This window comes from Paenibacillus xylaniclasticus, from assembly GCF_004001065.1.
Taxonomy (GTDB): domain Bacteria; phylum Bacillota; class Bacilli; order Paenibacillales; family Paenibacillaceae; genus Paenibacillus_T; species Paenibacillus_T xylaniclasticus.
Genome location: NZ_BIML01000016.1, coordinates 1 through 22,831, shown reverse-complemented (window position 1 = coordinate 22,831; position 22,831 = coordinate 1). Strand labels below are relative to the sequence as shown.

The window sequence follows — 22,831 nt, the reverse complement described above, 5'->3', positions numbered from 1 at the left end:
GGGAAGAATTGAGACCATGACGAGCAATGTAAAGTTGGAGCAACAGACCGCTGAAGGAGCGGTGTATTATCTGTTCGGCGCAACAGGAGACCTTGCGAAGCGCAAGCTGTTCCCGGCGCTGTTCAGCTTATATAAAGAAGGCAAGCTGGCTGACAATTTTGCTGTTGTTGGTCTTGCACGCCGCCCGCGTACGAACGATCAATTCCGGACGGACGTTTACGAATCGATCGTTGAGTTTTGCCGCTATAAAGCGGATGACGCAGCATTGTGGAACAAGTTCGCCGAGCATTTTGTTTACATGTCTCTCGACATTAATAATGTTGACGGCTTCCGTGAGCTTGACAATCTGTCTTCCGAGCTTGATAAGAAATTTGATATCCCAGGCAATCGCCTGTTCTACCTGGCACTGGCGCCGGAGTTGTTCGGACCGGTATCGTTTAACTTGCGTGACGGAGGTCTTCTGAATTCACAAGGCTGGAAGCGTCTCGTTATCGAGAAGCCGTTCGGCTATGATCTTGAATCGGCCCGCGAGCTGAACGCTCAATTGAGCCAAGTGTTCAAGGAAGAAGAGATTTACCGCATCGACCATTATCTCGGCAAAGAGATGGTACAGAATATTGAAGTGATCCGGTTCGCGAACGCCTTCTTCGAGCCGCTCTGGAACAACAAGCATATCGCCAACGTACAGATTACGCTGTCTGAGACGGTTGGTGTCGAGGATCGCGGCGGCTACTATGATAAATCCGGTGCTCTGCGTGACATGATGCAGAATCATATGCTTCAAATGCTGACGATGATCGCGATGGAGCCGCCAAGCCGTCTGCAGCCGGAAGATATCCGCGACGAGAAGGTGAAGGTGCTTCGCTCCCTTCGTCCATACAAGTCGAGCGATGACGTTCGCCGGAACGTTGTTCGCGGTCAATACTCGGAAGGCTCGCTGAACAACAAGACGCTTGTTGGCTATCGTCAAGAAGAGTCGGTTAACCCAGAATCTGTGACCGAAACTTACTTCGGCGCACGCGTGTTCGTCGACAACTTCCGTTGGGCAGGCGTTCCGTTCTACATTCGCACAGGCAAAAGGATGCCGGTGAAGACGACGGAGGTCGTAGTGGAGTTCAAGAATGTACCGGAGAACGTGCTGTTCGGTTCGCGTGAGGATGTAGGTCCTAACCTGCTCGTTATTCGGGTTAATCCGATGGAGGGCATCTACATTAAGATTAATGCGAAGCGTCCAGGCTCCGATAACGATGTGCAGCCTGTCGCGATGGAGTTCTGCCAATCGTGCCAAGTGGGCATCAACACGCCTGAAGCCTATGAACGTCTCATCTTCGACGCAGCGCGCGGTGAATCAACGCGCTTCACTCGTTGGGATGAGGTTGCACAGGCTTGGACATTCGTAGATCCGATTGCGAAGGCTTGGAACGAAAGCAAAGAGGATCTCGCATTCTATTCAGCCGGCTCGTGGGGACCGAAGGAAATGAACGACATTTTGGAGCAGGACGGCTTCCACTGGTGGCCGGTTAACGGCCAAGAGGAAGACAACGTCATCTGGATTTCGGGCAACCGCAAGTAATTCATTTACAGTGTAACGGGTATTATTAAATTTAAAGAACGGGCGTAATCCGGCCGGTCGTCGAGCTTTGTTTCGTCGGCCGGCCTTCGGACTGTTTTCCGAACATCATAGGGTTGAACGGCCAAGCGCCGTCAGCAGAGAGGGCGGTACAGCAGTGTTCACAATATATGACATTTCGATGACGATTCATGAAGGCATGCAGGTATGGGGGAATTTGCCGGGCAAACAGCCGATTGTCCGTAACGTGTCCAGCTTTGAGGATGGCGAAGTATATGATTCTCAGTTGACGTTGAACGTACATACTGGCACGCATGTTGATGCTCCGCTTCATATGCTGAAGGACGGCGCTACCATTGAATCGATCGGATTGGAGCAGCTTGTAGGACATGCGCGTGTGCTTGACCTCACTCATGTAGAGGATTCCATCTCGAAAGCCGATCTGGAGAAGCATGATATTCAGAAGGGAGAATGGATTCTGCTGAAGACGCGCAATTCGTATAACGAAAGCGCGGTGTTCGATGATGGATTCGTCTATGTGAATGAGGGAGCGGCCCGTTATTTAATCGAATGCGGCATTCGGGGCATTGGGGTGGATGCGCTTGGGATCGAGCGTTCTCAGCAAGGCTATCCGACTCACCGCCAGCTGTTTCGTAATAACATCATTATCGTAGAAGGCTTGAGATTGAAGGCAGTTCAGCCGGGCAGCTACTTTCTGGTCGTGGCACCGCTGAAGCTGACTGGTGTTGAAGCGGCACCCGCAAGAGCTGTGCTGATCAGCGGGATTTAGTATAAATGAAAGGACGTCATTATGAGCGCATCGTTAAAGGAAGAAATAACGCGAGAAGTCGAGAAGAGGCGCACGTTCGCCATTATTTCTCACCCGGACGCCGGTAAGACGACGTTGACGGAGAAGCTGCTCCTGTTCGGCGGCGCCATCCGCGAGGCAGGCTCGGTCAAGGCGCGCAAAGCAAGCCGCCATGCGACGTCTGACTGGATGGAAATCGAGAAGCAGCGGGGCATCTCCGTTACTTCGTCGGTTATGCAGTTTGACTATCAAGGACATCGGATTAACATATTGGACACGCCTGGTCACCAGGATTTCAGTGAGGATACGTACCGGACGCTGACAGCAGCGGACAGCGCAGTCATGCTCATCGACGTTGCCAAAGGCGTCGAGCCGCAGACGATTAAGCTGTTCCAGGTATGCAGCAAGCGCGGCATTCCGATCTTCACGTTCATCAACAAGCTGGACCGTGAAGGTCAAAACCCGTTCGATCTGATGGAAGAGATCGAACGCGTGCTGGGCATCCGTTCGGTGCCGATGAACTGGCCGATTGGTATGGGGCGCGATTTGTGCGGCGTATACGACCGGATGAAAAATCAGGTCGAGCTGTTTAATGGCAAGGACCATTCGACGATTGAGGTTCGCAAGGTCGAGGATTATAACGACCCGATCATCCGCGAGATGGCAGGCGATTTCATAACGGACCAGCTGATCGCGGATTTGGAACTGCTGGATGTAGCTGGCGATCCATTCGACTTCGAGAAGGTTAGCAAAGGCGAATTGACACCGGTATTCTTCGGCAGCGCGGTCAACAATTTCGGGGTGCAGACGTTCCTGGAGAACTTCCTGCAGCTGGCGCCGAAGCCTACACCTCGCCAAACGGTAGACGGCACAGTAGAGCCGACGAATGAGAAATTTACAGGCTACGTCTTCAAAATTCAAGCGAACATGAATCCGGCTCACCGCGACCGGATCGCATTCCTGCGTATTTGCTCCGGCAAGTTCGATCGCGGCATGACGGTTAAGCATGTACGCGCAGGCAAAGATATTAAGCTGTCACAGCCGCAGCAGTTTCTGGCACAGGATCGGGATATTGTCGAATCGGCTTATCCGGGCGACATTATCGGTCTATTCGATCCGGGCATTTTCCGTATCGGCGATTCGCTTGCGCAGGGCGGCAATGTGGAGTTCAACGAGCTGCCTACCTTCTCGCCGGAAATATTCGCTAAGGTGACGGTGAAGAATGCGCTGAAGCATAAGCAGTATCAGAAGGGGATCGACCAGCTGACGGAAGAAGGCACGATTCAAGTGTTCCGTACGACAAACTTCGACGAAACGATTCTCGGCGTTGTCGGCCAGCTTCAGTTCGAGGTGTTCGAATATCGGATGCGTGCAGAGTACGGAGTTGAAGTTCAGCTGCACCGGATGTCTTATCAATTCGCCCGCTGGATTATTGACGATAATATCGATCCTTCGAAGTTCCGTATCAACTCGACTCTTGTGAAGGATAAGAAGGACAACTATGTCGTTCTGTTCGAGAATGAGTATGCTATGCGGACCGCAATGGAGAAAAATCCGACCGCGAAATTTTTGGAGACGGCTCCATAATACGATTGTCCATGTTAGAGACCCAAGAGTATCTATATTTCTTTAAGTGCTCCTCTCGCAGCAGGTGATGTGGTCGTCTGCGGCGAGGGGAGCTTTTGTTATTTCGAAACGAGTGGGAAATCAGCGGGGTATTAATAATACGTAAGACAGTTAGTTGCTTGCGTTGACCGTCTGTTCGTTCAGAAGCTGGACGATCCGATCGGTTGTTTCTAAGGCAACCTGAATGCGTTCGAGCTCTTGCGCCCCCCGGTCGTATAAACCGGAGATCGCATCGGTTGCGAGCACGGTTCGGAAGTCGCGCTCGCTAGCCTCGTAGATGCTCGTGCGCGGGCAATTCGGAAAATTACAGCCGCAAAATACGAGTGTACTTACACCTTGTTCATGTAGGAAGCGTTCGAGCGGCGTCTTATAAAACGCTCCCCATCTCGGTTTATACATGGCCCATTCCTTCTGTCCAAGCTGCTGCAGATTACCTGAGAGAAGCGTATGCGCGTCCAGCCGAATACCTTCCGAAGGAAGCAGCTCGGTGACAACATCCGCACCGAACGAGCCGGGAGCTACAATATGCAGGCCGGCTTCAATCGAAGACTTCCGGCACAGATCGACATTACTGCCGTCGGGCAAGTATAGACGGACGACATGAATGACAGGAAGCCCGGTGCGGCGAAAGGCATCGACAAGCCGCTTCATATTCGGAACCGCGTCGTAGGTTCCGGCAATTTCAGCCGGGGCGTCTGGTAAGGCGAAATCGTTCTGCGTATCGATAATAATAAGGGCCGCTTTCTCCCATTCCGGGGAAGTGTAAGACATACGGATCAGCTCCTCTCAATTAATGCTGCTATTGCTGAATAATTGGAATTATTTTACTACCCATATCATACCAGCTACCGTTATCAAAGAAAAGAAGAGTCAGAGAAGTCGAATAGAAAACATGGAATGCTAGAGTTCTGGACTTGACATAGAACGGGGAACATGACAAAATGTACGCGTGTACATTAATAGTTATCATGACATTTAGCAAGGGGAGTATTACTAGTGAGACAACAAGTAGCGAAGCTGGCAGGCGTGTCTGAGGCGACGGTATCCCGTGTGCTTAACGGCGTTGGACCGGTAAAAGAAGAGACGAAGCAGCGGGTGTTAGCCGCTGCGGCGGAGCTGGGCTACGTACCGAGCGCGCTGGCGCAGCGGTTCGCACGGAAGAAGAGCGGCAATCTCGGCGTTGTGCTGCCCTATATGGCGAAGGTATCGTTGTTCTCGACGTATTACTTTTCAGAGATGCTGGGTGGTATCGGCTCAGTAGCACAGGCCAAGGGAAGCGATCTGCTGCTGCTGTTTCGCGAGATCGACCAACCAAGAGATTACGCAGCGCTGTTCCAATCCCAGAAGGTGGACGCACTCATCATACTGGGCGCAAGAGACATGGCTCTGGACCGGGAGGCTCTTGAGGAGCTGGCACAGGAAGGCTATCCGTTCTGCGTGTTGAATCAGCGTTACAGCCCTCGCGGAGAAGCTCCGCCATTCCCAACGGTGGATGCTGACCATTGGTCGGGCAGCCGGGCTGCGGTTCGGCATCTGATCGATATTGGCTGTAAACAGATTGCATTCATTAACGGACCGGAAGACTATTCGAACAGTATGGATCGACGTGAAGGCTACTTGAGCATTATGGAGCAATCGGGGCTGCCAGCTTTGGAGCGGCTTATGCTTACGGGCAATTACAGCAGGAAGAGCGGCTACGAGCTGGCTCCGCAGCTGGCCGATATGATTAGTTCCGGTCAAGCGGATGCGATCTTCGCTGCGAACGATCGAATGGCAATTGGTGCGATGCAGGGGCTGCGCGAGCGCGGGCTCGAAGCGGGTCGGGATTATGCGCTTTGCGGGTACGATGATGCAGATGCTGCGCGTATGGCATGCCCACAGCTGACGAGTGTTGCCGTTCCGTTCCACGAGATGGGGCGAGCAGCAGCCGAGCAGCTGCTCGCCAGTGAGAGTGGAGACCATTCCACCACAGCGTCTTCAGAGCTTCCGGTCCAGCTGATCATCAGAGAGTCGACAGGTCAGTATAAGCTGAAGATTTAAGCAGGCATGAATGGCATGATTGAAATAATCAACGCGATATGACATCGAATTCGGGCTGCGGCTACGACTATTCGGATAGGAGCGATATTCATGGCATTGGATCAAGTTCGGGTAGGTATGGTTGGATACAAATTTATGGGTAAAGCGCACAGTAATGCGTATCGCGCTGCGCCGATGTTTTTCCCGGATACGCCGAAGCCAGTCATGCAGGCGATATGCGGCCGCGATCCGCAAGGCGTTGAGCAGGCGAGAAGCCAATTCGGCTGGCTGTCTGCGGAGACGGATTGGCGCAAGCTTGTTGCCCGTGACGATATTGATCTGATTGATATTAACGCACCGAGCGATGCGCATAAAGAAATTGCAATCGCAGCCGCTGCAGCAGGAAAGCATCTATTCTGCGAGAAGCCGCTCGCGCTGACGCTTGCTGATTCGCGCGAAATGCTGGCAGCGGCGGAGAAAGCGGGCGTTACCCATATGGTCGGCTTCAATTACCGTTTCGCTCCGGCTGTTCAGCTGGCGAAGAAGCTGATCGAGGAAGGCCGATTGGGCAAGATTTATCATTTTCGCGCATGGTTTCTGCAGGATTGGATTATTGACCCGTCGTTCCCGCTCGTATGGCGGCTGCAGAAGGAAATTGCCGGCTCAGGCTCACATGGTGATCTTGGCGCGCACTTGATCGATATGGCACGTTTCCTGGTGGGTGAGTTCAGCGAGGTGGTCGGTATGAGCGAAACGTTCATCAAGCAGCGCCCGCTTCCAACAGCGATGACGGGATTGAGCGCGAAAGGAGCGGCTGATGCTCCGCTCGGCGACGTGACGGTAGACGATGCAATGCTGTTCATGACGCGGTTCGCGAACGGCGCGCTCGGCAGCTTCGAGGCAACGCGCTTCGCGGCAGGCCACCGCTCCACCAATTCGTTCGAAATTAATGGCAGCAAGGGAAGCGTGAAGTTCGACTTCGAGCGGCTTAACGAGCTGCAAGTTTATTTTACCGATGATGCGGAGGATGTCCAGGGCTTCCGCCGAGTACTGGCAACCGATGCGGCGCACGCCTATATGGATGCCTGGTGGCCGGCCGGCCATACGATTGGCTACGAGCATACCTTTACACACGAGGTTGTCGAGCTAATGCGGGCAATGGAAGAAGGGCGTCAGCCAGTTCCAAATTTTGTAGACGGTGTGAAGTGCCAAGAGGTGTTAGAGGCGGTCGAGCGTTCGGTAGCGGAGCGCCGGTGGGTCACGATTGACGAGATGAAGGAGTAGAGACACAGATGAGAAAAGCACTGATCGTTTGGGGCGGCTGGGATGGACATCAGCCGAAGGAAGTAGCAGAGATATTCGCTAATATTTTGCGTAAGGAAGATTTCGAGGTCGTCGTATCGGACACGCTGGAGAGCTACGCCGATGAAGCGTTAATGAGCTCGCTCGATCTTATCGTACCCGTATGGACGATGGGCACGATTGAGAAGCACCAACTGGAGCCGCTGCTCCGCGCTGTCGAGAATGGAGTCGGCCTCGCCGGCTGCCACGGCGGCATGGCCGACTCGTTCCGCAACGAGGTCGAGTATCAATATATGGTCGGCGGTCAATGGGTAGCGCATCCGGGTAATGACGGTGTGACGTATACGGTCCGGATGTCAGATCCGAATGATCCGCTTACGGCAGGTATCGGTGATTTCGAGGTATGCTCGGAGAAGTATTATATGCATATTGATCCGGCGATTAAGGTGCATGCGACGACTGATTTTGGCGATGTGCTCATGCCGGTTGTATGGACGAAGAAGTGGGGACAAGGCAATGTGTATTATTGTACGCTAGGTCACCAAGCGAATATTGTCGCGATGCCGCAGACGATGGAGTTGATGCGCCGCGGCTTTCTATGGGCAGCGCGTCCTGCCCAAGGCTAAATGAAGCAGCGAGAGAGAGGAGCTTAGGATACCTCATGACAAAAGCACGGATCGGTATTATCGGCTGTGGGAATATTAGTAATATCTATTTGAAGAACTTGACTAGCTACGAGCAAGTCGAAGTCGTTGCTTGCGCGGACGCGGATCTGTCGAGAGCGAAGGAGCGGGCGGAGCAGTATAATCTGCCGCATGCATATTCAGTAGAGGAGCTGCTCGCTGATCCTTCGATCGATATCGTCGTTAATCTGACGATTCCGAAAGCTCATGCGGAAATTAGCATTCGCGCTCTGGAAGCCGGCAAACATGTGTATGGCGAGAAGCCTCTGGCTGTCACGCTGGAGGAAGGCGCTCGCATACTCGAGCTTGCCCAAGCCAAAGGACTTCACGTCGCTTGTGCGCCGGAGACGTTCCTTGGCGGCGGTATTCAGACGTGCCGCAAGCTGATTGATGAAGGTGCAATCGGAACACCGGTCGCAGCGTCAGGGTTTATGCTGTGCGGCGGCCATGAGAATTGGCATCCTGATCCAGGCTTTTATTATGAAGTAGGCGGCGGGCCGATGTTCGATATGGGGCCGTACTATTTGACAGCACTTGTGACGCTGCTCGGACCGATTCGCCGTGTGACGGGCTCGGCCGTTATTACGCATGCGGAGCGTACGATTACGAGCGAGCCGAAGCGTGGTCAGAAAATCAAAGTTGAAACGGCTACCCATATCGCAGGTGTACTGGACTTTTCTTCAGGTGCAGTAGGCACGCTGATTACAAGCTTCGATACGGCAGCCGGATCATCTCTGCCGAGCATCGAAATTTACGGAAGCGCTGGAACGCTGCGCGTGCCGGACCCGAACCATTTCGGCGGTGAGGTGCAGCTGCGCAGAGTAGGCTCTCGCGATTGGGAAACGATTCCGCTTACGCACGGCAACACAGACAACAATCGCGGTATCGGCGTAGTCGATATGGCGGAAGCGATCGCTGAAGGGCGTCCACACCGTGCGAGCGGCGCGATGGCATTTCATGTGTTGGAAGCGATGCATGGCTTCCATATCGCTTCGAGCGAGAATGTCCATTACAGCATGACGAGCAGCTGTGAGCGTCCGGCGCCGCTGAAGGCGGAAGGCTAAGTCTGCAGTTTTGTGCAAACGATAGGTTTTGATGCGGAAAGTCCAAAAGTCGAAAGTCCGGCTCCATCGTGGAACCGGACTTTTTAATATGATTCTGGACTCAACGAGCTTTAAAGCGGTTAAATCGCGGATGGCGAGGCTTAGGCTTAGCTCTACGGCTGGACTGTTCGTTCTCCTCATCCTTCTGCTGAGATTCTTTGCGCGCTTTAAGTAAAGCGATTAGCGCAAGTACGTCAGCGGCGACAACAAGAGCGGCCGCCCATATTGCGAGCTCCTCGGCAGAAGGCTCGGTATCTATATCAATGATCGTATCTTCGGTAAGTGCCATAACATTAGCCCCTTCCCGTTCCCATTATCGGATGATAACAGCCTATGCTTCATGCTGCACATATGCATGGGCGGATGTGCAAATTGGCTATCCTTTTGGATCGGGAAGGGGGTTACGTCATGCGCGGAGTCGCGTGAATCGTTAAGAATGACCGATACCTGCATTCGGCGCATCGTTCGTATGCAGATGGGAATGAAGATATCCAACCATCTTCGACTGATCGTCAGCCGTGCTATGCTGCCAGATCATTTCGAACAGAACACCCAGCCCGGGAAGGGCTCGTTCATCGGCACCAATGGAATCCTGAATGATATCGGTCAGTTCTGAGTCGGATTTGTCCTTGACTCTCATAATGATTGCTTGCCGCAGATCGATATTCAAGCAGCATACCTCCATTTTCGTTTAGACACGTATTCATTATGTCCGAGAACCTCAGACTACACACGCGGAGACAACTGGCAGTCTGGAGGAGAAAGGCACTAGCGGGTATGCTATAATGGCGATAGATGCATTTGGACTGGGAGGAATTGGTCGTGGCTAAGAAGCAGTATGCCGTCATCGGAATGGGCCGGTTCGGCTCAAGCGTTGCCCAGACGTTATCCAATCTCGGATTTGACGTGCTTGCGATCGATGCGAGCGAACAGCGGACGCAAGAGGCGTCGAATTATGTGACCCATGCGGTCTCTGCCGACAGTACGGACGAGGAGGCTCTTCGCGCTCTCGGTATTCGTAATTTCGATGTTGTCGTCGTCGCGATCGGACAGGATATTCAAGCGAGCATTCTGACGACGCTTATTTTGAAAGAGCTTGGTGTGCCGAATCTCATCGTCAAGGCGCAGAGCGAGCTGCATGGCAAGGTGCTTAGCAAGATCGGCGCGGACAAAGTGATATTTCCGGAGCGGGACATGGGCATGCGTGTCGCCCATCATTTAATATCGCCTAATATTATCGATTTCATTGAGCTCTCGGACGATTACAGCATATTGGAGTTCAAGGCTCCGGCGTCGATGTTTGGCAAAAGCTTGAAACAGCTCGACATACGTGCCAAATATTATTGTAACGTGATGGCGATCAAGAACGGCGGCCATATGAATATTGCTCCTCACGCCGACGATACGATCCGCTTGGACGACGTGCTTGTTATCGTAGGGAAGAATGACGATCTTGCCAGCCTGGAGCTGGCTTATTCGGAAAGCCGTCAGCGGTAGGACGATATTATTATAAATATAAGCGACAGGGCTTAAGAAGGAAGGATTCAAGTTGTACGATGTAATGTCGGTTCAGAATGCAAGAGCGAAGGCATGGGCATCCCTGCTGGACAAAAAATACCGAGACCGCAGCGGAAGCTTTCTTATCGAAGGAATTCATCTCGTTCAGGAAGCGGTGAGCAGCGGTGCGGCGATCGAGGCCATCGTATACGATGGAGAGCGAGGACTTCCGAAGGAGCTGGCGACGCTGCACACGGATTATGCGGAGCTGCTCGTAAGCGCCTCGCCCCCTGTTATGGCCAAGTGCACGGGAACGGAATCTCCGCCCCCGGTTTTCGCGGTTGTGAAGAAGCCGCCAGCCGATGAAGCTGCGTTGTTCCGCGAGCGGTCGCTCGTCGTCGTGCTTGATGGCGTGCGTGATCCCGGCAACGCCGGCACGATTATCCGCAGCGCAGACGCCGTCGGCGCTGATGCGGTCATACTCGGACGAGGATGCGTAGATATGTACAATCCGAAGACCGTCCGGTCGACGATGGGGTCGATTTTTCATCTGCCGATTGTGGAAGGCGACTTAGAGGAGCTGCTGCCGAGAGCGAAGGAGCGGGGCATCCGGCTTGCGGCGACGAGTCTACAATCAGCCGTAAGCTGCTACGATTGCGATTGGACAGGCCCGACGTGGCTAATTCTAGGCAGTGAGTCTGACGGCATATCGGCCAAGGTGCTCGCTCTGTCCGACCAGTCGGTCATTATCCCGATTCGCGGCCGGGCGGAATCGTTGAACGTGGCGATGGCTGCGACTGTTATTTTGTATGAGGCTTTGAGGCAGCGGGAGTGTAACCAATAAAAAATACCCGTCTAACTCCAACAAAACTGTCTCTGAATAAAAATTCGCTTTGCAATATCACTAAGGACTGGAAAATGCCGGGGGCTTTCCTCAAGCGTTTATCCAGTCTTTTTTCATCCGCCGCGGCGATTAAAAGCAGGAATTTCTCTATTGGTTCCCGAATCATTATTTCAAGCATAAACCCAGGCGGCTCAAGGGTTTATGGGATGTGGGGAAGGCTTTTCTCAAGCTTTTATTCAGTTCTTTACTCTGGATTTTACAACCCTCCTCCCAGCACTTCCCCTGATCTTTCCCCTGCCTTTCGGACACCAATATTTATTCGTTTTTGTTCACAATTGAACCAGTTCATTACCAGTTATTTGCCCTTGTGACCTCACATGACGGGACATGAACCTTTATCCCAGAATTGCAGGAGAAGCCTTGTGGGGCAAGGGATTGGGTTATGTTGGAGATGGGCAAAATTTCATACGGTAAAAATATCTGTCCTCGAAACACCATAGACTGGAAGTTGATTGAAGCTGACTTCAATCTTCTCACCAGTCTTTTATTCTGTTTGTTGTAGCAGATTTTTTTATAAATGTTTTCCATTTTTCGTACGGGAGGATACTTATGTAACGGTGTGGAATTTAGTTTTACATAAAGTACAAATCGGAGGAGAAAATGAATGAAGCCGTTATTATTAGAATCACACTGCATATTTCCAACCAATGATATCATAAAAACTGCAAGTTATTATGAAGATAAAATGGGGTTTAGAGCTGTTCATTATTTGAATACGAATGAACCTCATATTTGTCTATATAGGGACACTACAGAAATCATCTTAATTAAATCTAATGGTCAAAAAGTAGTTCCTAATAGAGAATTGTATGGATACGGATATGATGCTTACTTTATCACTAAAAACCAAGAAGAACTTCAAAATGAGTTTATCAATTCCAATGTTAAGATTGTTCGTTCATTAACTAATACTGATTACAATAACAGAGAATTTGTGGTTGAAGATATAGATGGAAGATGGATTGCTTTTGGGATTAAAATGACATCATGATTTGATAATGAGAGAACGTCACTTTCCAACGAGTCGACGATCTATAGGAGGATGATGCAGTTCACGCAGGATGCGGCTTCGTAAATTCAGTATTCCGTTTAGGAGGAAATACGTTGAAATACTTTATAACGGATATACATGGCGAGTTCAACGGAATGGATTTATTGCTGCAGGAAGCTTGCATTGATTTCTCGAAGGATCAGCTTGTTTTTGGCGGTGATTATATCAATCGAGGAAAATCAAGCGGTCAAGTGATCCGACGGGTCAAGGAACTGGTTGAAGCGTATCCTAATAATGTATTCGCCCTTATGGGCAATCACGAGGAAATGATGAGAGATTATTATCGCAGCGGTGACAGACTTTGGATGAGTCACGGTGGACGAGAGACGTTGAAGGATTTGACAAGAACATTCTCTCAAGCGGAAATGGATCAGCATATTGAATGGGTGATCAATCTGCCGATGGTTCACCAGGATGATGAGTTCGTTTATACACATGCCGGATTGAATCCGTGGGAGCCTTTGGAAGAGCAATGTCGAGATATATTATGGATGTCTGAGTCAGACTTCTACGGTATTGCTAAGGAGAGCCTTTTTCATTTGACGCAGAATAAACCAGTGGTTCATGGGCATACGCCTGTTGAGCGGATCTATTATGACGGGGTTCGGCTCAATGCAGATCTTGGTTGTAACACGTATTTCATTGAAGAGGAACGAGGTCTTGCGCTGATCGATCTTAGCCGGATGATTTACATGGTTTATAAGCAGAGCTCAGGGAAAATCGAGAAGCGAGAGATCACGCGATTTTAGGTTTACTACAAGATTCCGATTACAGTAAGGACGTCACGCTTGTCCGATGGAGAGCGTGACGTCCTTTGTGTATTTACTCGTTCGAGACGATCAGCTGCAAGCGGCCGTCCAGCTCATAAGGTCCGAAGCCGGCTGGAGTAATGAAGTGATCGCCTTTGCGCAGCTCGAATGACTCGCCGCCTATGCGCAGACGGCCGTTTCCTTCCAAGACGCTGAACAGCTGATATTTGCTGCTGCCAGGCAGCTGGGCAGCGCCAGCCACTTCCCATTTCTCTACGGTGAAGAATTCGTTCGAGACGAACGTTACAATACTCAGCCCTTCGGCTTCGTGTGTGCTGTAGGAGACCGGTACGTAAGCTTGCGGCACCGTCGTGACTTCGATTGCCTTGTCCAGGTGCAGCTCGCGCAGACTGCCATTCTTGTCCTTCCGGTCGTAATCGTATACCCGGTACGTCGTATCGGAGCTTTGCTGCGTTTCCAGCACGACGATGCCTTTGCCGAGCGCATGAATCGTTCCGCTAGGGACGTAGAAGAAATCGCCGGCCTTGACGGGCACGCTCGTTAGCAGATCGTTCCACCGCCCATCTTGGATCAAGCGGATGAACTGCTCCTTCGTGCTAGCTTCATGACCGTAAATAATCGAAGCGCCTGGCTCCGCATCGACGATGTACCAGCACTCGGTCTTGCCGAGTTCACCGTTCTCGTGCTTGCCAGCATATTCGTCATCGGGGTGTACTTGTACGGATAGATCGTCGGAGGCGTCGAGCAGCTTAGTCAGCAGCGGGAATACGCTCGAGCTTGATTGGAACAATTCGGGATGAGATGTCCACAGCTCGCCGAGCGGCATGCCCTGATAGGGGCCGTTCTTGACGATGCTTTGGCCGTTCGGGTGAGCGGATATAGCCCAGCATTCGCCGGTCGTCTCGCTCGGGATGTTATAGCCGAACAGCGCTTTCAGCTTCGTGCCGCCCCAGATGCGCTCTTGAAATACAGGAAGTAGAAAAATCGGTTGATTCATTTTATATCATTCTCCATTCTCCTAAGTTAATAAGCAATATGACGCTGCACAAATGGATATAACTTGACAAACTTGACAGTATTTATTTTTGTAAAGTAAAGTTAGGACAAGTGTATCACGTCCGGGAAGGAATGAACAGCTAGATGGCGCAGAATAAGAAAGTGTCCATGCAGGACATCGCCAATCGTTTGAACATTTCGAAAAATGCAGTCTCACTTGCCCTGCAGAACAAGCCAGGCGTCGGCGACGAGCTTCGGCATAAAATTGTGGAGACGGCGAAGGCGCTTGGCTACGGCCCATATGGCCAGAAGCACAATTCCGGCGGTGCAGTGCTAGTGCTTGTGCCCGAGCGGATTATGAGCTATGAGGACAACGATCATTTTCAATTTTTTCATGATATGATTTGGGGACTTGAGAAGAGCGTACGCGCCAAAGGGTGGAATGCTGTTATTACACCGATCGATGCGGAGATGGAAGCAGGGCTTGTGCTGCCTCGTCATTGTACAGAGATGACATATAAGGGCATCATCTTGTTCGGCATTGTGGAGCGGGCGTATGCGAAGCGCGTCTGGGAGCTGGATGTTCCACTCGTCATGCTGGACTCTTACCATCGGGGGCTGCCTTGTCCGGTCGTCGCGACTGACAATATTGAAGGAGCTTATGAAGCGGTAGAGTTCTTGATCCGCTCTGGTCACCGTAATATTGGGTTCATCGGTCCGACCAATCTGACGTCCAGCCATGAGGAACGGTGGTTCGGCTATTGGAAGGCGATGACGGATAACGGACTGTCGATCGATCCGGCGCAGACAACTGTGAAGTCCGTAAGCTTTCATCATTCAGCGGAAGAAATTCGATCGCTGCTGGATCGACTGGGGCACTGGCCAACAGCGTTCTTTTGCAGCAACGATCGGATTGCCTACTTGCTTGCTGATGAACTGGAGAAGCGAGGCATGCGGGTTCCGGACGATATTTCGATTGTAGGCTTCGACGATCTGAAGGCTGGTGCGGGGCATAAGCTCAGCTTGACGACGATGAGGGTCGAGAAGCTGCGGATGTGTGACGCTGCTGCCGAGCTGCTGCTGTCGCTGCCCGGCAAGAGCCGGGAGATGGTGCGGTATTATATTCGCCCGACGCTTGTCGTGCGGGGCTCGGTTCGATGAACATCGTCAGATTGTGTCCGATTATGAAATCGGCACTTGATAACGCGGAATCGGTGGTATACAATAAGGCATAAATAATCAAATACGTTGAAGAGGAATAGTAAAATTTTCGATGCGTCCAGAGAGCTGTTGGTCGTTGCGAAACAGTCGCGGAGAACATTTGAACTCGCCTTGGAGTTGCTCGCTGAACGTTTCTAGTAGGTGGAGCCGGCCCCTGACCGTTATCAGCAGGTAGATATAGGTTTGCAATTTCGCGAGCCGATATCTTTGAGTGCATGCCGGATCCGGCATGAATGTGGAGTGGTACCGCGTAAGATGTAACAGTCTTTCGTCTCTGTAAGAGGAGATGGAAGGCTTTTTTTGTGTTATAGGTTCAACTTGTTTTTGTGCTATTCCATTAGCGAATGGTGCGAGCAGTATATTGAGGGAAGGAAGGACATCCATTATGAGAAATGTTGAAAAATACGCCAGAGGCTATTTTATGCCGCCGAAGACGAGCTTGAATTGGACGCGGAAAGAATATATTACGGAAGCGCCGATCTGGTGCAGCGTTGACCTTCGAGACGGTAATCAGGCGCTTATCGTACCGATGAATCTGGAGGAAAAGCTTGAGTTCTTCAAGATGCTCGTGGAGATCGGTTTCAAGGAGATTGAAGTCGGCTTCCCGGCTGCCTCGGAGACGGAGTTCACTTTCCTGCGTACTTTGATCGAGCAGAACCTGATCCCGGATGACGTCACGATTCAAGTGCTAACCCAGTCGAGAAGCCATATTATTCAGAAAACGTTCGAGGCGCTCAAAGGCGCGAAGAAGGCGGTTGTCCATCTGTACAACTCCACCTCTGTAGCGCAGCGGGAGCAAGTATTCCGTAAGTCGAAGGAAGAAATTATTGAGATTGCGCTCGAAGGTGCAAAGCTGCTGAAGCAGTATGCGCAAGAAACAGAGGGCAACTTCCAATTCGAATATTCGCCAGAAAGCTTCACAGGTACAGAGATCGAGTTTGCGCTTGAAATTTGTAACCGCGTGCTGGACGTATGGCAGCCGACGAAGGATAATCCGGTTATTATTAACCTTCCGGCAACCGTGTCGATGTCGATGCCGCATGTGTATGCAAGCCAAATCGAATATATGAGCGAAAACCTTAACTACCGCGACAGCGTCATCGTGTCGGTTCATCCGCACAACGACAGAGGTACCGGTGTAGCGGATGCGGAGCTTGGCATGCTGGCCGGTGCACAGCGGGTTGAGGGTACGCTGTTCGGTAACGGTGAGCGGACGGGTAACGTCGATATCGTGACGCTCGCTCTGAACATGTATTCGCATGGCGTAGATCCGAAGCTGAACTTCGAGAACCTTCCGGAAATTGCTGCGGTCTATGAGCGTCTGACCCGGATGCGCGTTGGTGAAAGACAGCCGTACGCGGGCGAGCTTGTGTTCACCGCATTCTCCGGTTCCCACCAGGATGCAATCGCGAAAGGGATGGCATGGCGTGAGGAGAAGGAGCTCCTACATTGGTCCGTTCCGTATCTGCCAATCGATCCGAAGGATATCGGCAGACAGTACGAGGGCGACATTATTCGGATTAACAGCCAATCCGGCAAAGGCGGCATCGGCTACATTTTGCAGCAGAAATATGGTCTCGATCTCCCGCCTAAGATGCGCGAGAACTTCGGTTATTGCGTGAAGAACGTATCGGATCATCAGCAGAAGGAGCTGATGCCGGATGAGATTTACGAAATTTTCAAGACCGAATATGTGAACATCAAGTCACCGGTCGAGTTCGTGAAATTCCGGTTCCCGGATGAAGAAGAGGAGTTCCGTACGGTTGTAACGATTCGCATCGATAACGCAACGAAAGAAATTACAGGAACCGGCGACGGTCGGCTCGACGCGATCAGCAATGCGCTGCAGTCGGAGCTGGGCGTAACGTTCACCGATCTGGTGTACCAGGAACATGCTCTCGAGAGAGGCTCGAAATCGCAGGCAGTATCCTACATTGGCATCACGGATGAGCAAGGCGTTGTCCATTGGGGCTGCGGTGTCGATGTAGACATTATGACCTCCTCGGTTAAGGCGCTGTTCAGCGCGGTCAACCGGATGAAGCGTGTAGAGGCGTAGTAATATAGAGATGGCGATGTCAGGGACGATCCCTGTATCGCCATCTTTTATTTTGTGGGTTCATTGTCGCCTTTCTTGAGCAGTACACTTTCTGGATCGATCATTCTGCAAACCGACAGTTCATAGCTCTCTCGCAAGTTACCTCACATGATCAAACTCCGTTCATGCACGAAATGCAGTTTTTTTAAATCGTAAGTACTTTAACTTGCAATAAGCTAGATAAACCGAATGTGCTGGGAGCGGGGAGCGGGCGTGAGCGTGCCTGGATGCTTAATTTATTGAATAATAATTCACCTTATAGTAAAAACTGGTCATGTACCCGAATTGGAAAGGAGAGATAGCGAGTGGATGTTACGTTAGGACCGGATGAGGTTTTGCAATTAATCCGAAAGCTTCGATCGAATGGGGATTCCATCAGTAAGAAGCAGGTAAAGCAATCTCATCCTGAGCTGATGCGAAATGCGCTGTTTTATTTTCCGAGCTGGGAGCATGCGATCAAGAACGCCGAATTGACATAAGCACTCTACTCTACACAGCAGCACATTCACTCACCACAGCATGCAAAAGCCGCATCGGTCAGGGAAAAGAATCATTCTTCCTGCTGATGCGGCTTTGTTATGGTTAAACCTGAACCTAGAGATGGGATTGAATAGCTTCTCGAATGCGTGCGAGCGTCGGAATCAACTCCGTATTCTCAATGACGTGCTCGCATTGCTTTCGGTAGATGACTTCCTCCGTGTAGTTGTTCAGGTACCGGTCAATCGTTTCGAACGACAGCCCCTTGGACTCCAGACGCTCACGGACGGTTGTTTTGTCCGTATACAGAAAGATCCGGACTGCGGACGAGCCGTACAGCCGTTTGAGCATATCGGCGCCTTCCGTATTGACGATGACGTAAGCATTGCGCTTGACAAGCATAGGACGTTCCAAATCCTCACGTCTTATGCCGTACTGCTCCCGTCCGATTAATGTCGTTTCGACGAATTCATTAGAGGCCATACGAGCAGCGAACGATTCGCGCGAAATAAACTTGTAATCCTGGTCGACCTTGCCATGCTCATTCGCACGCGGCGGCCGTGTCGTGTACGATGGGACTGGAACTAAGCCTAATTCTTCTCCAATGCGGTGGGCAATCGTTTTGCGCCCTGAGCCTCCCGTACCCGTGAATATGAATAGAAACGGACCCGCCATAGAAATCCTCCTTCCTATGAACTGATAATTATCGGAAAATTCAGATCAGCAACATGTACTATTTTCGACATGCGCCTAAGGAATCCTTTTTTGTCCGATCGATTCACCTTAGTGATTCGCTTTTCTTCTGTTTTGATCAAGCAGTGCATATGCTGTAAGGAGCATATAGGCAATTGTCGCTCGTCAGAGAGGGGGAAGCTTCCGTGGCGAGGTGGGGCAGACGTCCGCTGTGGGGCGGCCGGATACGTACAGTACGGTTTCAACCGTCGAGCAAAATAAGAACGGCAAAACCGGCTCGGCCATTTCGCCGCCGGCCAGCTTTGTTCAGCGGAGTGGTGCGTCAAGGAGGGAGACCGAAACGTTGGAGCGGAGGCAGCAGGCGCGTGACATCGTCGGGCAGTCGGGGGGGTGGCATCCGGCTGCGCAAGCGGACTGTACTGCTAATCCTGCTTATGCTGTTTATCAGCTCGGCGGCGCTGACCGCTTCTTATATTGATCGACATCTAAGACCTCCACTCATGAACGTCGCGGGATTGCGCGTCAAACAAATTGCCACGCAGTCGATTAATAGAGCGATATCTGAACAGGTAGCCAGCCATTCCAATTCAGAGAAGCTAGTGGAGTGGAAAACGAATACGAATGGCAAAATATCAGGCTTTATGCTGAATTATGCTGAGCATATGCGGATTACAAGTGAAACGATCGATACAGTGCAGCGGACATTGAAGGAGCTCGGCAGCATACCGGAGCATATTCCGATCGGCCAAGCGGTGGGCAGCACGTTTCTATCCTCATATGGTCCGCGCGTTCCTGTAAAATTTGAGCCCATCGGCAGTGTGAAGGTCGATTTGAATACGCGCCAGCAGAATGCCGGTATTAATATGATTTTGGTGGAGGTCTATATCCGGATCGAAGCGGAAGTATCCATTATTATACCGTTCGACACGAAGCCGGAAGTCGTCTCGACTAATATTCCGATTTCTTATTTGTTAGTCGTTGGCGATGTGCCTATGTATTATTACGATAATAAAGGAAGGCCGGTCGGCGATTCCGCGGGAGAGGCGCCGAATATAGCTATTCCGGGATTAATGGAACAGATTGAAACAGATTACAGCAATGAAAGCGCGGCTATTCAGAGCAGCGAGCCAGTCATGGAGCATCCAGCAGGAGAGTGAAAAAGGAGTGTCACGCTCGTCATCTTGACAAGACGGCGTCACACTCCTTTCTTCTTGAGGGTCTAATTAACGTTTAGATCCTTTCGCTCGGCTAGCGCGCAGCCTTTGACGCTCATCTGCTTCCCACTTGCGCAGCAACGGGTAAGGGTCGAATGCCCATTCGATGAGACCGCGGTCGCGGTAGACGCCGTAATGCAAATGTGGGGGGAATTTGCCCGATGTGCCCGGCTTCCCGTAGCCGGAACTGCCTACCCAGCCGATCACTTGTCCAGGCGTGACAATATCGCCTTGCTTGAGTGATTTCTCGTAGCCGGACAAATGCGCATAATAATGATAGTAGTTATTCAAGTCTCGAATACCAAGCCTCCAGCCGCCGTAAGGGTTCCAGCCCTTCACTTCGACGATGCCGTAGCAGGTGCTTCGAGCAGGAACACCGTGATTTGCGAATATGTCGGTTCCTTCATGCACTCTTTTGCCGCCCCAGCTCCTGCCCATTCCCCAAGTGCTTCGGTATGAATAATTGTTGCCGAGCGGCATCGGAAAGGCGTGCTGGAATAGATCGAGCCTGCCGAAATGCTCATAAATTTTCGAGAACTGAAGAATGCGCTGAACAGCTCGCGAATTGTGGTAATAGTCCCAGAGCGAGATTGCGAAATCCTCTTCTGATGGTCCGTATTTCATGAGATGGCCGGCGCTTGCATACAGTAGGTCAACGTCGTTCGTCCGGCTGGCTAGTCCGTCACCGTCGCCATCCTTACCGAGCCCGCCAAACCAACGGATGGATTCTGGTTGCACATCCTCTTTATTCGGATTGAGCGGACCAGCCCATTCTTCTTCAGACATATAAATGCCAATAAATTTACCTAGCTGCGGTCTTACTTTGGGGCGTGCTTTCGAGATTGTCCGCTCGTATTGATCGACTGCGGCAAGCCGGTACCAAGGCACGCCAGTCCCAATGCTTATTCGCTCGTACAGCTCTCTGCGTGCTTCATAAATCATTGCATCGCTTAACTTCTGCATTTTGCCAGCATCTGCGTCGGCTCCTGGTGCGGCTGCAGCGGTTGCTACGGGCAGGGCAACGGCGATAGCCGTTACAAGCGCAGCTTGTCGGACAGCGCTGCGGATGATTGTTCGCATAGGGAGAGTATCCACCTCCAATCAATTTGCCAACCCAATACTTAGGGTTCCTTGTCCGGCGATCCTGTCGTTATCGTTTGCAAATCATTGGATTTTATTCGAAACGTGCTATAATGTACGAAGAGACCGAAAGAAAGCAGGTATACTTCATGAGTTCAAAGCGCAAATCGCCGGAGAAGAAGCCGGAATGGCTCAAAATCAAGCTGGCTACAGATGGCAACTATGCTGAAATCAAGGACATGATGCGTACCAAGACGCTGCATACTGTATGCGAGGAAGCGCGTTGTCCGAACATATATGAATGCTGGGCTAACCGGACAGCAACCTTTATGATACTTGGTGACATTTGTACAAGGGCCTGCCGATTCTGCGCGGTCAAGACGGGTCTGCCGACTGAGCTTGATCTTGCCGAGCCGGAGCGGGTCGCGGAAGCGGCAGAGCAGATGGGACTGCGTCACTGTGTCGTTACCTCAGTAGCTCGGGACGATCTGGCTGATGGCGGGGCAATGATTTTTGCGGAGACGATCAGAGCGATCCGTCGACGCCTGCCATTTTGCAGCGTTGAAGTATTAATTCCGGATTTTCTTGGTAATGCGGATTCGTTGAAGATTGTGATGGATGCGAAGCCTGACATTCTTAATCACAATATCGAGACGGTTGAGCGGTTGTCGGACCGTGTGCGGGCAAGAGCGAAGTACGACCGATCGATCGAGCTTCTTCGCCGGGCGAAGGAGATGCAGCCGAACATTCCGACCAAGTCGAGCATTATGCTGGGTGTCGGAGAGACGTTCGAGGAAGTGCTGAAGTCGATGGATGATTTGCGGGCTGTAGATTGCAATATTTTGACGCTGGGGCAATATTTGCAGCCGTCTCCTAACCATCTTGCGGTTGAACGTTACATTCATCCGGATGAATTTAAGCAGCTTAAGGAAGAGGGTATGAAGCGCGGCTTCAGCCACGTGGAGTCGGGTCCGCTCGTTCGGAGCTCCTACCATGCGCATGAGCAGGTGAAATCTGCCGCTGCCACGGTACAGTAACGACTCTAGGTGACCTTCTAGAAGGAGTGGGAACCATTCTTATCGGCGGCAAACGTTATGAATTGATCATAGACCATAAGAACGGCTGGAACCCGTCCGCTTTTCGTGACCGATACAGTGATGTGCTGGAGCGGTACGACTACATTATAGGGGATTGGGGATACAATCAGCTTCGTTTGAAAGGCTTTTTTAAGGATAGTAATCCTAAAGCGAACAAGGATACGAATATATCAGGACTTGTTGATTATATTAATGAGTATTGCAACTTTGGGTGTGCGTATTTTGTCATTCAACGGCATGAGTCAACGGAGCTTGATCCAACGATGATGAATGAGCCGGATATTCTCTTGACGCCGCCTCAGACGGCAGAGTCAGGCCGCGAGGAAAGCGCCGCCGTTGCATTGGACGAGAACGGGGAGCCGATCGTCCTGCGCGAGCATATTCGTAAGCCACATCCTGCACGTAAGGAGCAGGTATCCCGTGCGGAGCGGTTCAGCCAATCCGAAGGCAAGGATGCTCCGAATCGTTCCGGCAAGCAAGCGCCGCAGCACAAGGATGCCCCCCGGATTAATGCAGAGGATCAATCGGGCAGCGATGATCGCCGTGGAAATGAGCAACCGCGCGGCGGTGTAGAGAAGCGCAGTGGCAAGGAACGACGCGGAGGTGACCAGCTGCGCAGCGGCGG

At 51.5% G+C, this 22,831-nt stretch carries 23 protein-coding genes and 1 other annotated feature; of the genes, 17 read left to right on the top strand and 6 right to left on the bottom strand.

The window, feature by feature from the left end; all coding sequences use genetic code 11:
- Positions 1-16 precede the first annotated feature (16 nt).
- The 3 genes from zwf to PXY01_RS14990 all read left to right on the top strand — a co-directional run bounded on the left by zwf (position 17) and on the right by PXY01_RS14990 (position 3,965).
- A complete protein-coding gene (gene zwf / locus PXY01_RS15000) occupies positions 17-1,573 on the top strand; it encodes a glucose-6-phosphate dehydrogenase (protein ID WP_127570840.1) in 1,557 nt (518 codons plus the stop codon).
- A gap of 154 nt (positions 1,574-1,727) precedes the next feature.
- Positions 1,728-2,360 carry a cyclase family protein gene (locus PXY01_RS14995; protein WP_127570839.1) on the top strand — a complete coding sequence of 211 codons (633 nt, stop codon included), beginning with the start codon at positions 1,728-1,730 and terminating at the stop codon, positions 2,358-2,360.
- A gap of 21 nt (positions 2,361-2,381) precedes the next feature.
- Positions 2,382-3,965, top strand: a complete 1,584-nt coding sequence (locus tag PXY01_RS14990; RefSeq protein ID WP_127570838.1) for a peptide chain release factor 3 — start codon at positions 2,382-2,384, stop codon at positions 3,963-3,965.
- 150 nt (positions 3,966-4,115) lie between these two features.
- On the opposite strand, the gene PXY01_RS14985 is transcribed toward PXY01_RS14990, so the two are convergent.
- Positions 4,116-4,775 carry a cysteine hydrolase family protein gene (locus PXY01_RS14985; protein ID WP_127570837.1) on the bottom strand — a complete coding sequence of 220 codons (660 nt, stop codon included), beginning with the start codon at positions 4,773-4,775 and terminating at the stop codon, positions 4,116-4,118.
- Positions 4,776-5,000: 225 nt separating this feature from the next.
- Here PXY01_RS14985 and PXY01_RS14980 point away from each other — a divergent pair, with 225 nt between their 5' ends.
- The 4 genes from PXY01_RS14980 to PXY01_RS14965 all read left to right on the top strand — a co-directional run bounded on the left by PXY01_RS14980 (position 5,001) and on the right by PXY01_RS14965 (position 9,072).
- Positions 5,001-6,044, top strand: a complete 1,044-nt coding sequence (locus PXY01_RS14980; protein WP_127570836.1) for a LacI family DNA-binding transcriptional regulator — start codon at positions 5,001-5,003, stop codon at positions 6,042-6,044.
- Between the two features lie 96 nt (positions 6,045-6,140).
- Complete coding sequence (locus tag PXY01_RS14975) at positions 6,141-7,307, top strand: Gfo/Idh/MocA family protein (RefSeq protein ID WP_174721837.1); 1,167 nt, start codon at positions 6,141-6,143, stop codon at positions 7,305-7,307.
- A gap of 8 nt (positions 7,308-7,315) precedes the next feature.
- Positions 7,316-7,951, top strand: coding sequence for a ThuA domain-containing protein (locus PXY01_RS14970; RefSeq protein ID WP_127570834.1), 636 nt, complete (start codon positions 7,316-7,318; stop codon positions 7,949-7,951).
- Positions 7,952-7,986: 35 nt separating this feature from the next.
- A complete protein-coding gene (locus PXY01_RS14965; RefSeq protein ID WP_127570833.1) occupies positions 7,987-9,072 on the top strand; it encodes a Gfo/Idh/MocA family protein in 1,086 nt (361 codons plus the stop codon).
- A gap of 100 nt (positions 9,073-9,172) precedes the next feature.
- On the opposite strand, the gene PXY01_RS14960 is transcribed toward PXY01_RS14965, so the two are convergent.
- Both PXY01_RS14960 and sspI read right to left on the bottom strand, forming a co-directional pair.
- A complete protein-coding gene (locus PXY01_RS14960) occupies positions 9,173-9,400 on the bottom strand; it encodes a hypothetical protein (RefSeq protein ID WP_127570832.1) in 228 nt (75 codons plus the stop codon).
- A 141-nt stretch (positions 9,401-9,541) separates the two neighbouring features.
- Positions 9,542-9,781 (bottom strand): small acid-soluble spore protein SspI, encoded by a 240-nt coding sequence (gene sspI / locus PXY01_RS14955; RefSeq protein WP_127570831.1) that lies wholly within the window; start codon positions 9,779-9,781, stop codon positions 9,542-9,544.
- 152 nt (positions 9,782-9,933) lie between these two features.
- On the opposite strand from sspI, the gene PXY01_RS14950 reads away from it, so the two are divergent.
- The 4 genes from PXY01_RS14950 to PXY01_RS14935 all read left to right on the top strand — a co-directional run bounded on the left by PXY01_RS14950 (position 9,934) and on the right by PXY01_RS14935 (position 13,312).
- The gene (locus tag PXY01_RS14950; RefSeq protein ID WP_127570830.1) at positions 9,934-10,608 is read left to right on the top strand and encodes a potassium channel family protein; all 675 of its coding nucleotides are present in this window, start codon (positions 9,934-9,936) and stop codon (positions 10,606-10,608) included.
- Between the two features lie 64 nt (positions 10,609-10,672).
- A complete protein-coding gene (locus PXY01_RS14945) occupies positions 10,673-11,452 on the top strand; it encodes a TrmH family RNA methyltransferase (protein ID WP_127570861.1) in 780 nt (259 codons plus the stop codon).
- Positions 11,453-12,116: 664 nt separating this feature from the next.
- Entirely contained in the window at positions 12,117-12,503 is a 387-nt protein-coding gene (locus tag PXY01_RS14940; protein WP_127570829.1) for a VOC family protein, read from the top strand.
- Positions 12,504-12,616: 113 nt separating this feature from the next.
- Positions 12,617-13,312 carry a metallophosphoesterase family protein gene (locus tag PXY01_RS14935; RefSeq protein ID WP_127570828.1) on the top strand — a complete coding sequence of 232 codons (696 nt, stop codon included), beginning with the start codon at positions 12,617-12,619 and terminating at the stop codon, positions 13,310-13,312.
- 73 nt (positions 13,313-13,385) lie between these two features.
- Here the strand turns inward: PXY01_RS14935 and manA are convergent, their stop codons facing one another.
- On the bottom strand, positions 13,386-14,330 hold the full coding sequence (gene manA / locus PXY01_RS14930; RefSeq protein WP_127570827.1) for a mannose-6-phosphate isomerase, class I: 945 nt from the start codon (positions 14,328-14,330) through the stop codon (positions 13,386-13,388).
- A gap of 143 nt (positions 14,331-14,473) precedes the next feature.
- On the opposite strand from manA, the gene PXY01_RS14925 reads away from it, so the two are divergent.
- From PXY01_RS14925 to PXY01_RS22415, 3 genes are all read left to right on the top strand, one after another.
- Positions 14,474-15,490 (top strand): LacI family DNA-binding transcriptional regulator, encoded by a 1,017-nt coding sequence (locus PXY01_RS14925; protein ID WP_127570826.1) that lies wholly within the window; start codon positions 14,474-14,476, stop codon positions 15,488-15,490.
- A 78-nt stretch (positions 15,491-15,568) separates the two neighbouring features.
- Positions 15,569-15,829, top strand: a binding site (T-box leader).
- A 106-nt stretch (positions 15,830-15,935) separates the two neighbouring features.
- Complete coding sequence (leuA, locus tag PXY01_RS14920) at positions 15,936-17,606, top strand: 2-isopropylmalate synthase (protein WP_127570825.1); 1,671 nt, start codon at positions 15,936-15,938, stop codon at positions 17,604-17,606.
- Between the two features lie 344 nt (positions 17,607-17,950).
- Positions 17,951-18,124, top strand: coding sequence for a hypothetical protein (locus PXY01_RS22415; RefSeq protein WP_164744444.1), 174 nt, complete (start codon positions 17,951-17,953; stop codon positions 18,122-18,124).
- Between the two features lie 115 nt (positions 18,125-18,239).
- Here the strand turns inward: PXY01_RS22415 and PXY01_RS14915 are convergent, their stop codons facing one another.
- Positions 18,240-18,797 carry a guanylate kinase gene (locus PXY01_RS14915; RefSeq protein WP_127570824.1) on the bottom strand — a complete coding sequence of 186 codons (558 nt, stop codon included), beginning with the start codon at positions 18,795-18,797 and terminating at the stop codon, positions 18,240-18,242.
- Between the two features lie 203 nt (positions 18,798-19,000).
- Here PXY01_RS14915 and yunB point away from each other — a divergent pair, with 203 nt between their 5' ends.
- Positions 19,001-19,972 carry a sporulation protein YunB gene (yunB, locus tag PXY01_RS14910; RefSeq protein WP_174721835.1) on the top strand — a complete coding sequence of 324 codons (972 nt, stop codon included), beginning with the start codon at positions 19,001-19,003 and terminating at the stop codon, positions 19,970-19,972.
- Positions 19,973-20,038: 66 nt separating this feature from the next.
- On the opposite strand, the gene PXY01_RS14905 is transcribed toward yunB, so the two are convergent.
- Positions 20,039-21,109, bottom strand: a complete 1,071-nt coding sequence (locus PXY01_RS14905; protein WP_127570823.1) for a M23 family metallopeptidase — start codon at positions 21,107-21,109, stop codon at positions 20,039-20,041.
- Between the two features lie 149 nt (positions 21,110-21,258).
- Here PXY01_RS14905 and lipA point away from each other — a divergent pair, with 149 nt between their 5' ends.
- Both lipA and PXY01_RS22860 read left to right on the top strand, forming a co-directional pair.
- Complete coding sequence (lipA, locus tag PXY01_RS14900; RefSeq protein WP_127570822.1) at positions 21,259-22,146, top strand: lipoyl synthase; 888 nt, start codon at positions 21,259-21,261, stop codon at positions 22,144-22,146.
- A 26-nt stretch (positions 22,147-22,172) separates the two neighbouring features.
- Positions 22,173-22,831 (top strand): YutD family protein (locus PXY01_RS22860; protein ID WP_246027958.1); only part of this gene is annotated, 659 nt, incomplete at its 3' end.

Bases quoted from the DNA above. Each gene is read 5' to 3' on its own strand.
- PXY01_RS14960 (WP_127570832.1), bottom strand. From the start codon at position 9,400: ATGGCACTTACCGAAGATACGATCATTGATATAGATACCGAGCCTTCT.
- PXY01_RS14905 (WP_127570823.1), bottom strand. From the start codon at position 21,109: ATGCGAACAATCATCCGCAGCGCTGTCCGACAAGCTGCGCTTGTAACG.
- PXY01_RS14915 (WP_127570824.1), bottom strand. From the start codon at position 18,797: ATGGCGGGTCCGTTTCTATTCATATTCACGGGTACGGGAGGCTCAGGG.
- manA (WP_127570827.1), bottom strand. From the start codon at position 14,330: ATGAATCAACCGATTTTTCTACTTCCTGTATTTCAAGAGCGCATCTGG.
- PXY01_RS14945 (WP_127570861.1), top strand. From the start codon at position 10,673: ATGTCGGTTCAGAATGCAAGAGCGAAGGCATGGGCATCCCTGCTGGAC.
- PXY01_RS14985 (WP_127570837.1), bottom strand. From the start codon at position 4,775: ATGTCTTACACTTCCCCGGAATGGGAGAAAGCGGCCCTTATTATTATC.
- leuA (WP_127570825.1), top strand. From the start codon at position 15,936: ATGAGAAATGTTGAAAAATACGCCAGAGGCTATTTTATGCCGCCGAAG.
- zwf (WP_127570840.1), top strand. From the start codon at position 17: ATGACGAGCAATGTAAAGTTGGAGCAACAGACCGCTGAAGGAGCGGTG.
- PXY01_RS14970 (WP_127570834.1), top strand. From the start codon at position 7,316: ATGAGAAAAGCACTGATCGTTTGGGGCGGCTGGGATGGACATCAGCCG.
- PXY01_RS14925 (WP_127570826.1), top strand. From the start codon at position 14,474: ATGGCGCAGAATAAGAAAGTGTCCATGCAGGACATCGCCAATCGTTTG.
- PXY01_RS14965 (WP_127570833.1), top strand. From the start codon at position 7,987: ATGACAAAAGCACGGATCGGTATTATCGGCTGTGGGAATATTAGTAAT.
- PXY01_RS14990 (WP_127570838.1), top strand. From the start codon at position 2,382: ATGAGCGCATCGTTAAAGGAAGAAATAACGCGAGAAGTCGAGAAGAGG.
- lipA (WP_127570822.1), top strand. From the start codon at position 21,259: ATGAGTTCAAAGCGCAAATCGCCGGAGAAGAAGCCGGAATGGCTCAAA.
- PXY01_RS14940 (WP_127570829.1), top strand. From the start codon at position 12,117: ATGAAGCCGTTATTATTAGAATCACACTGCATATTTCCAACCAATGAT.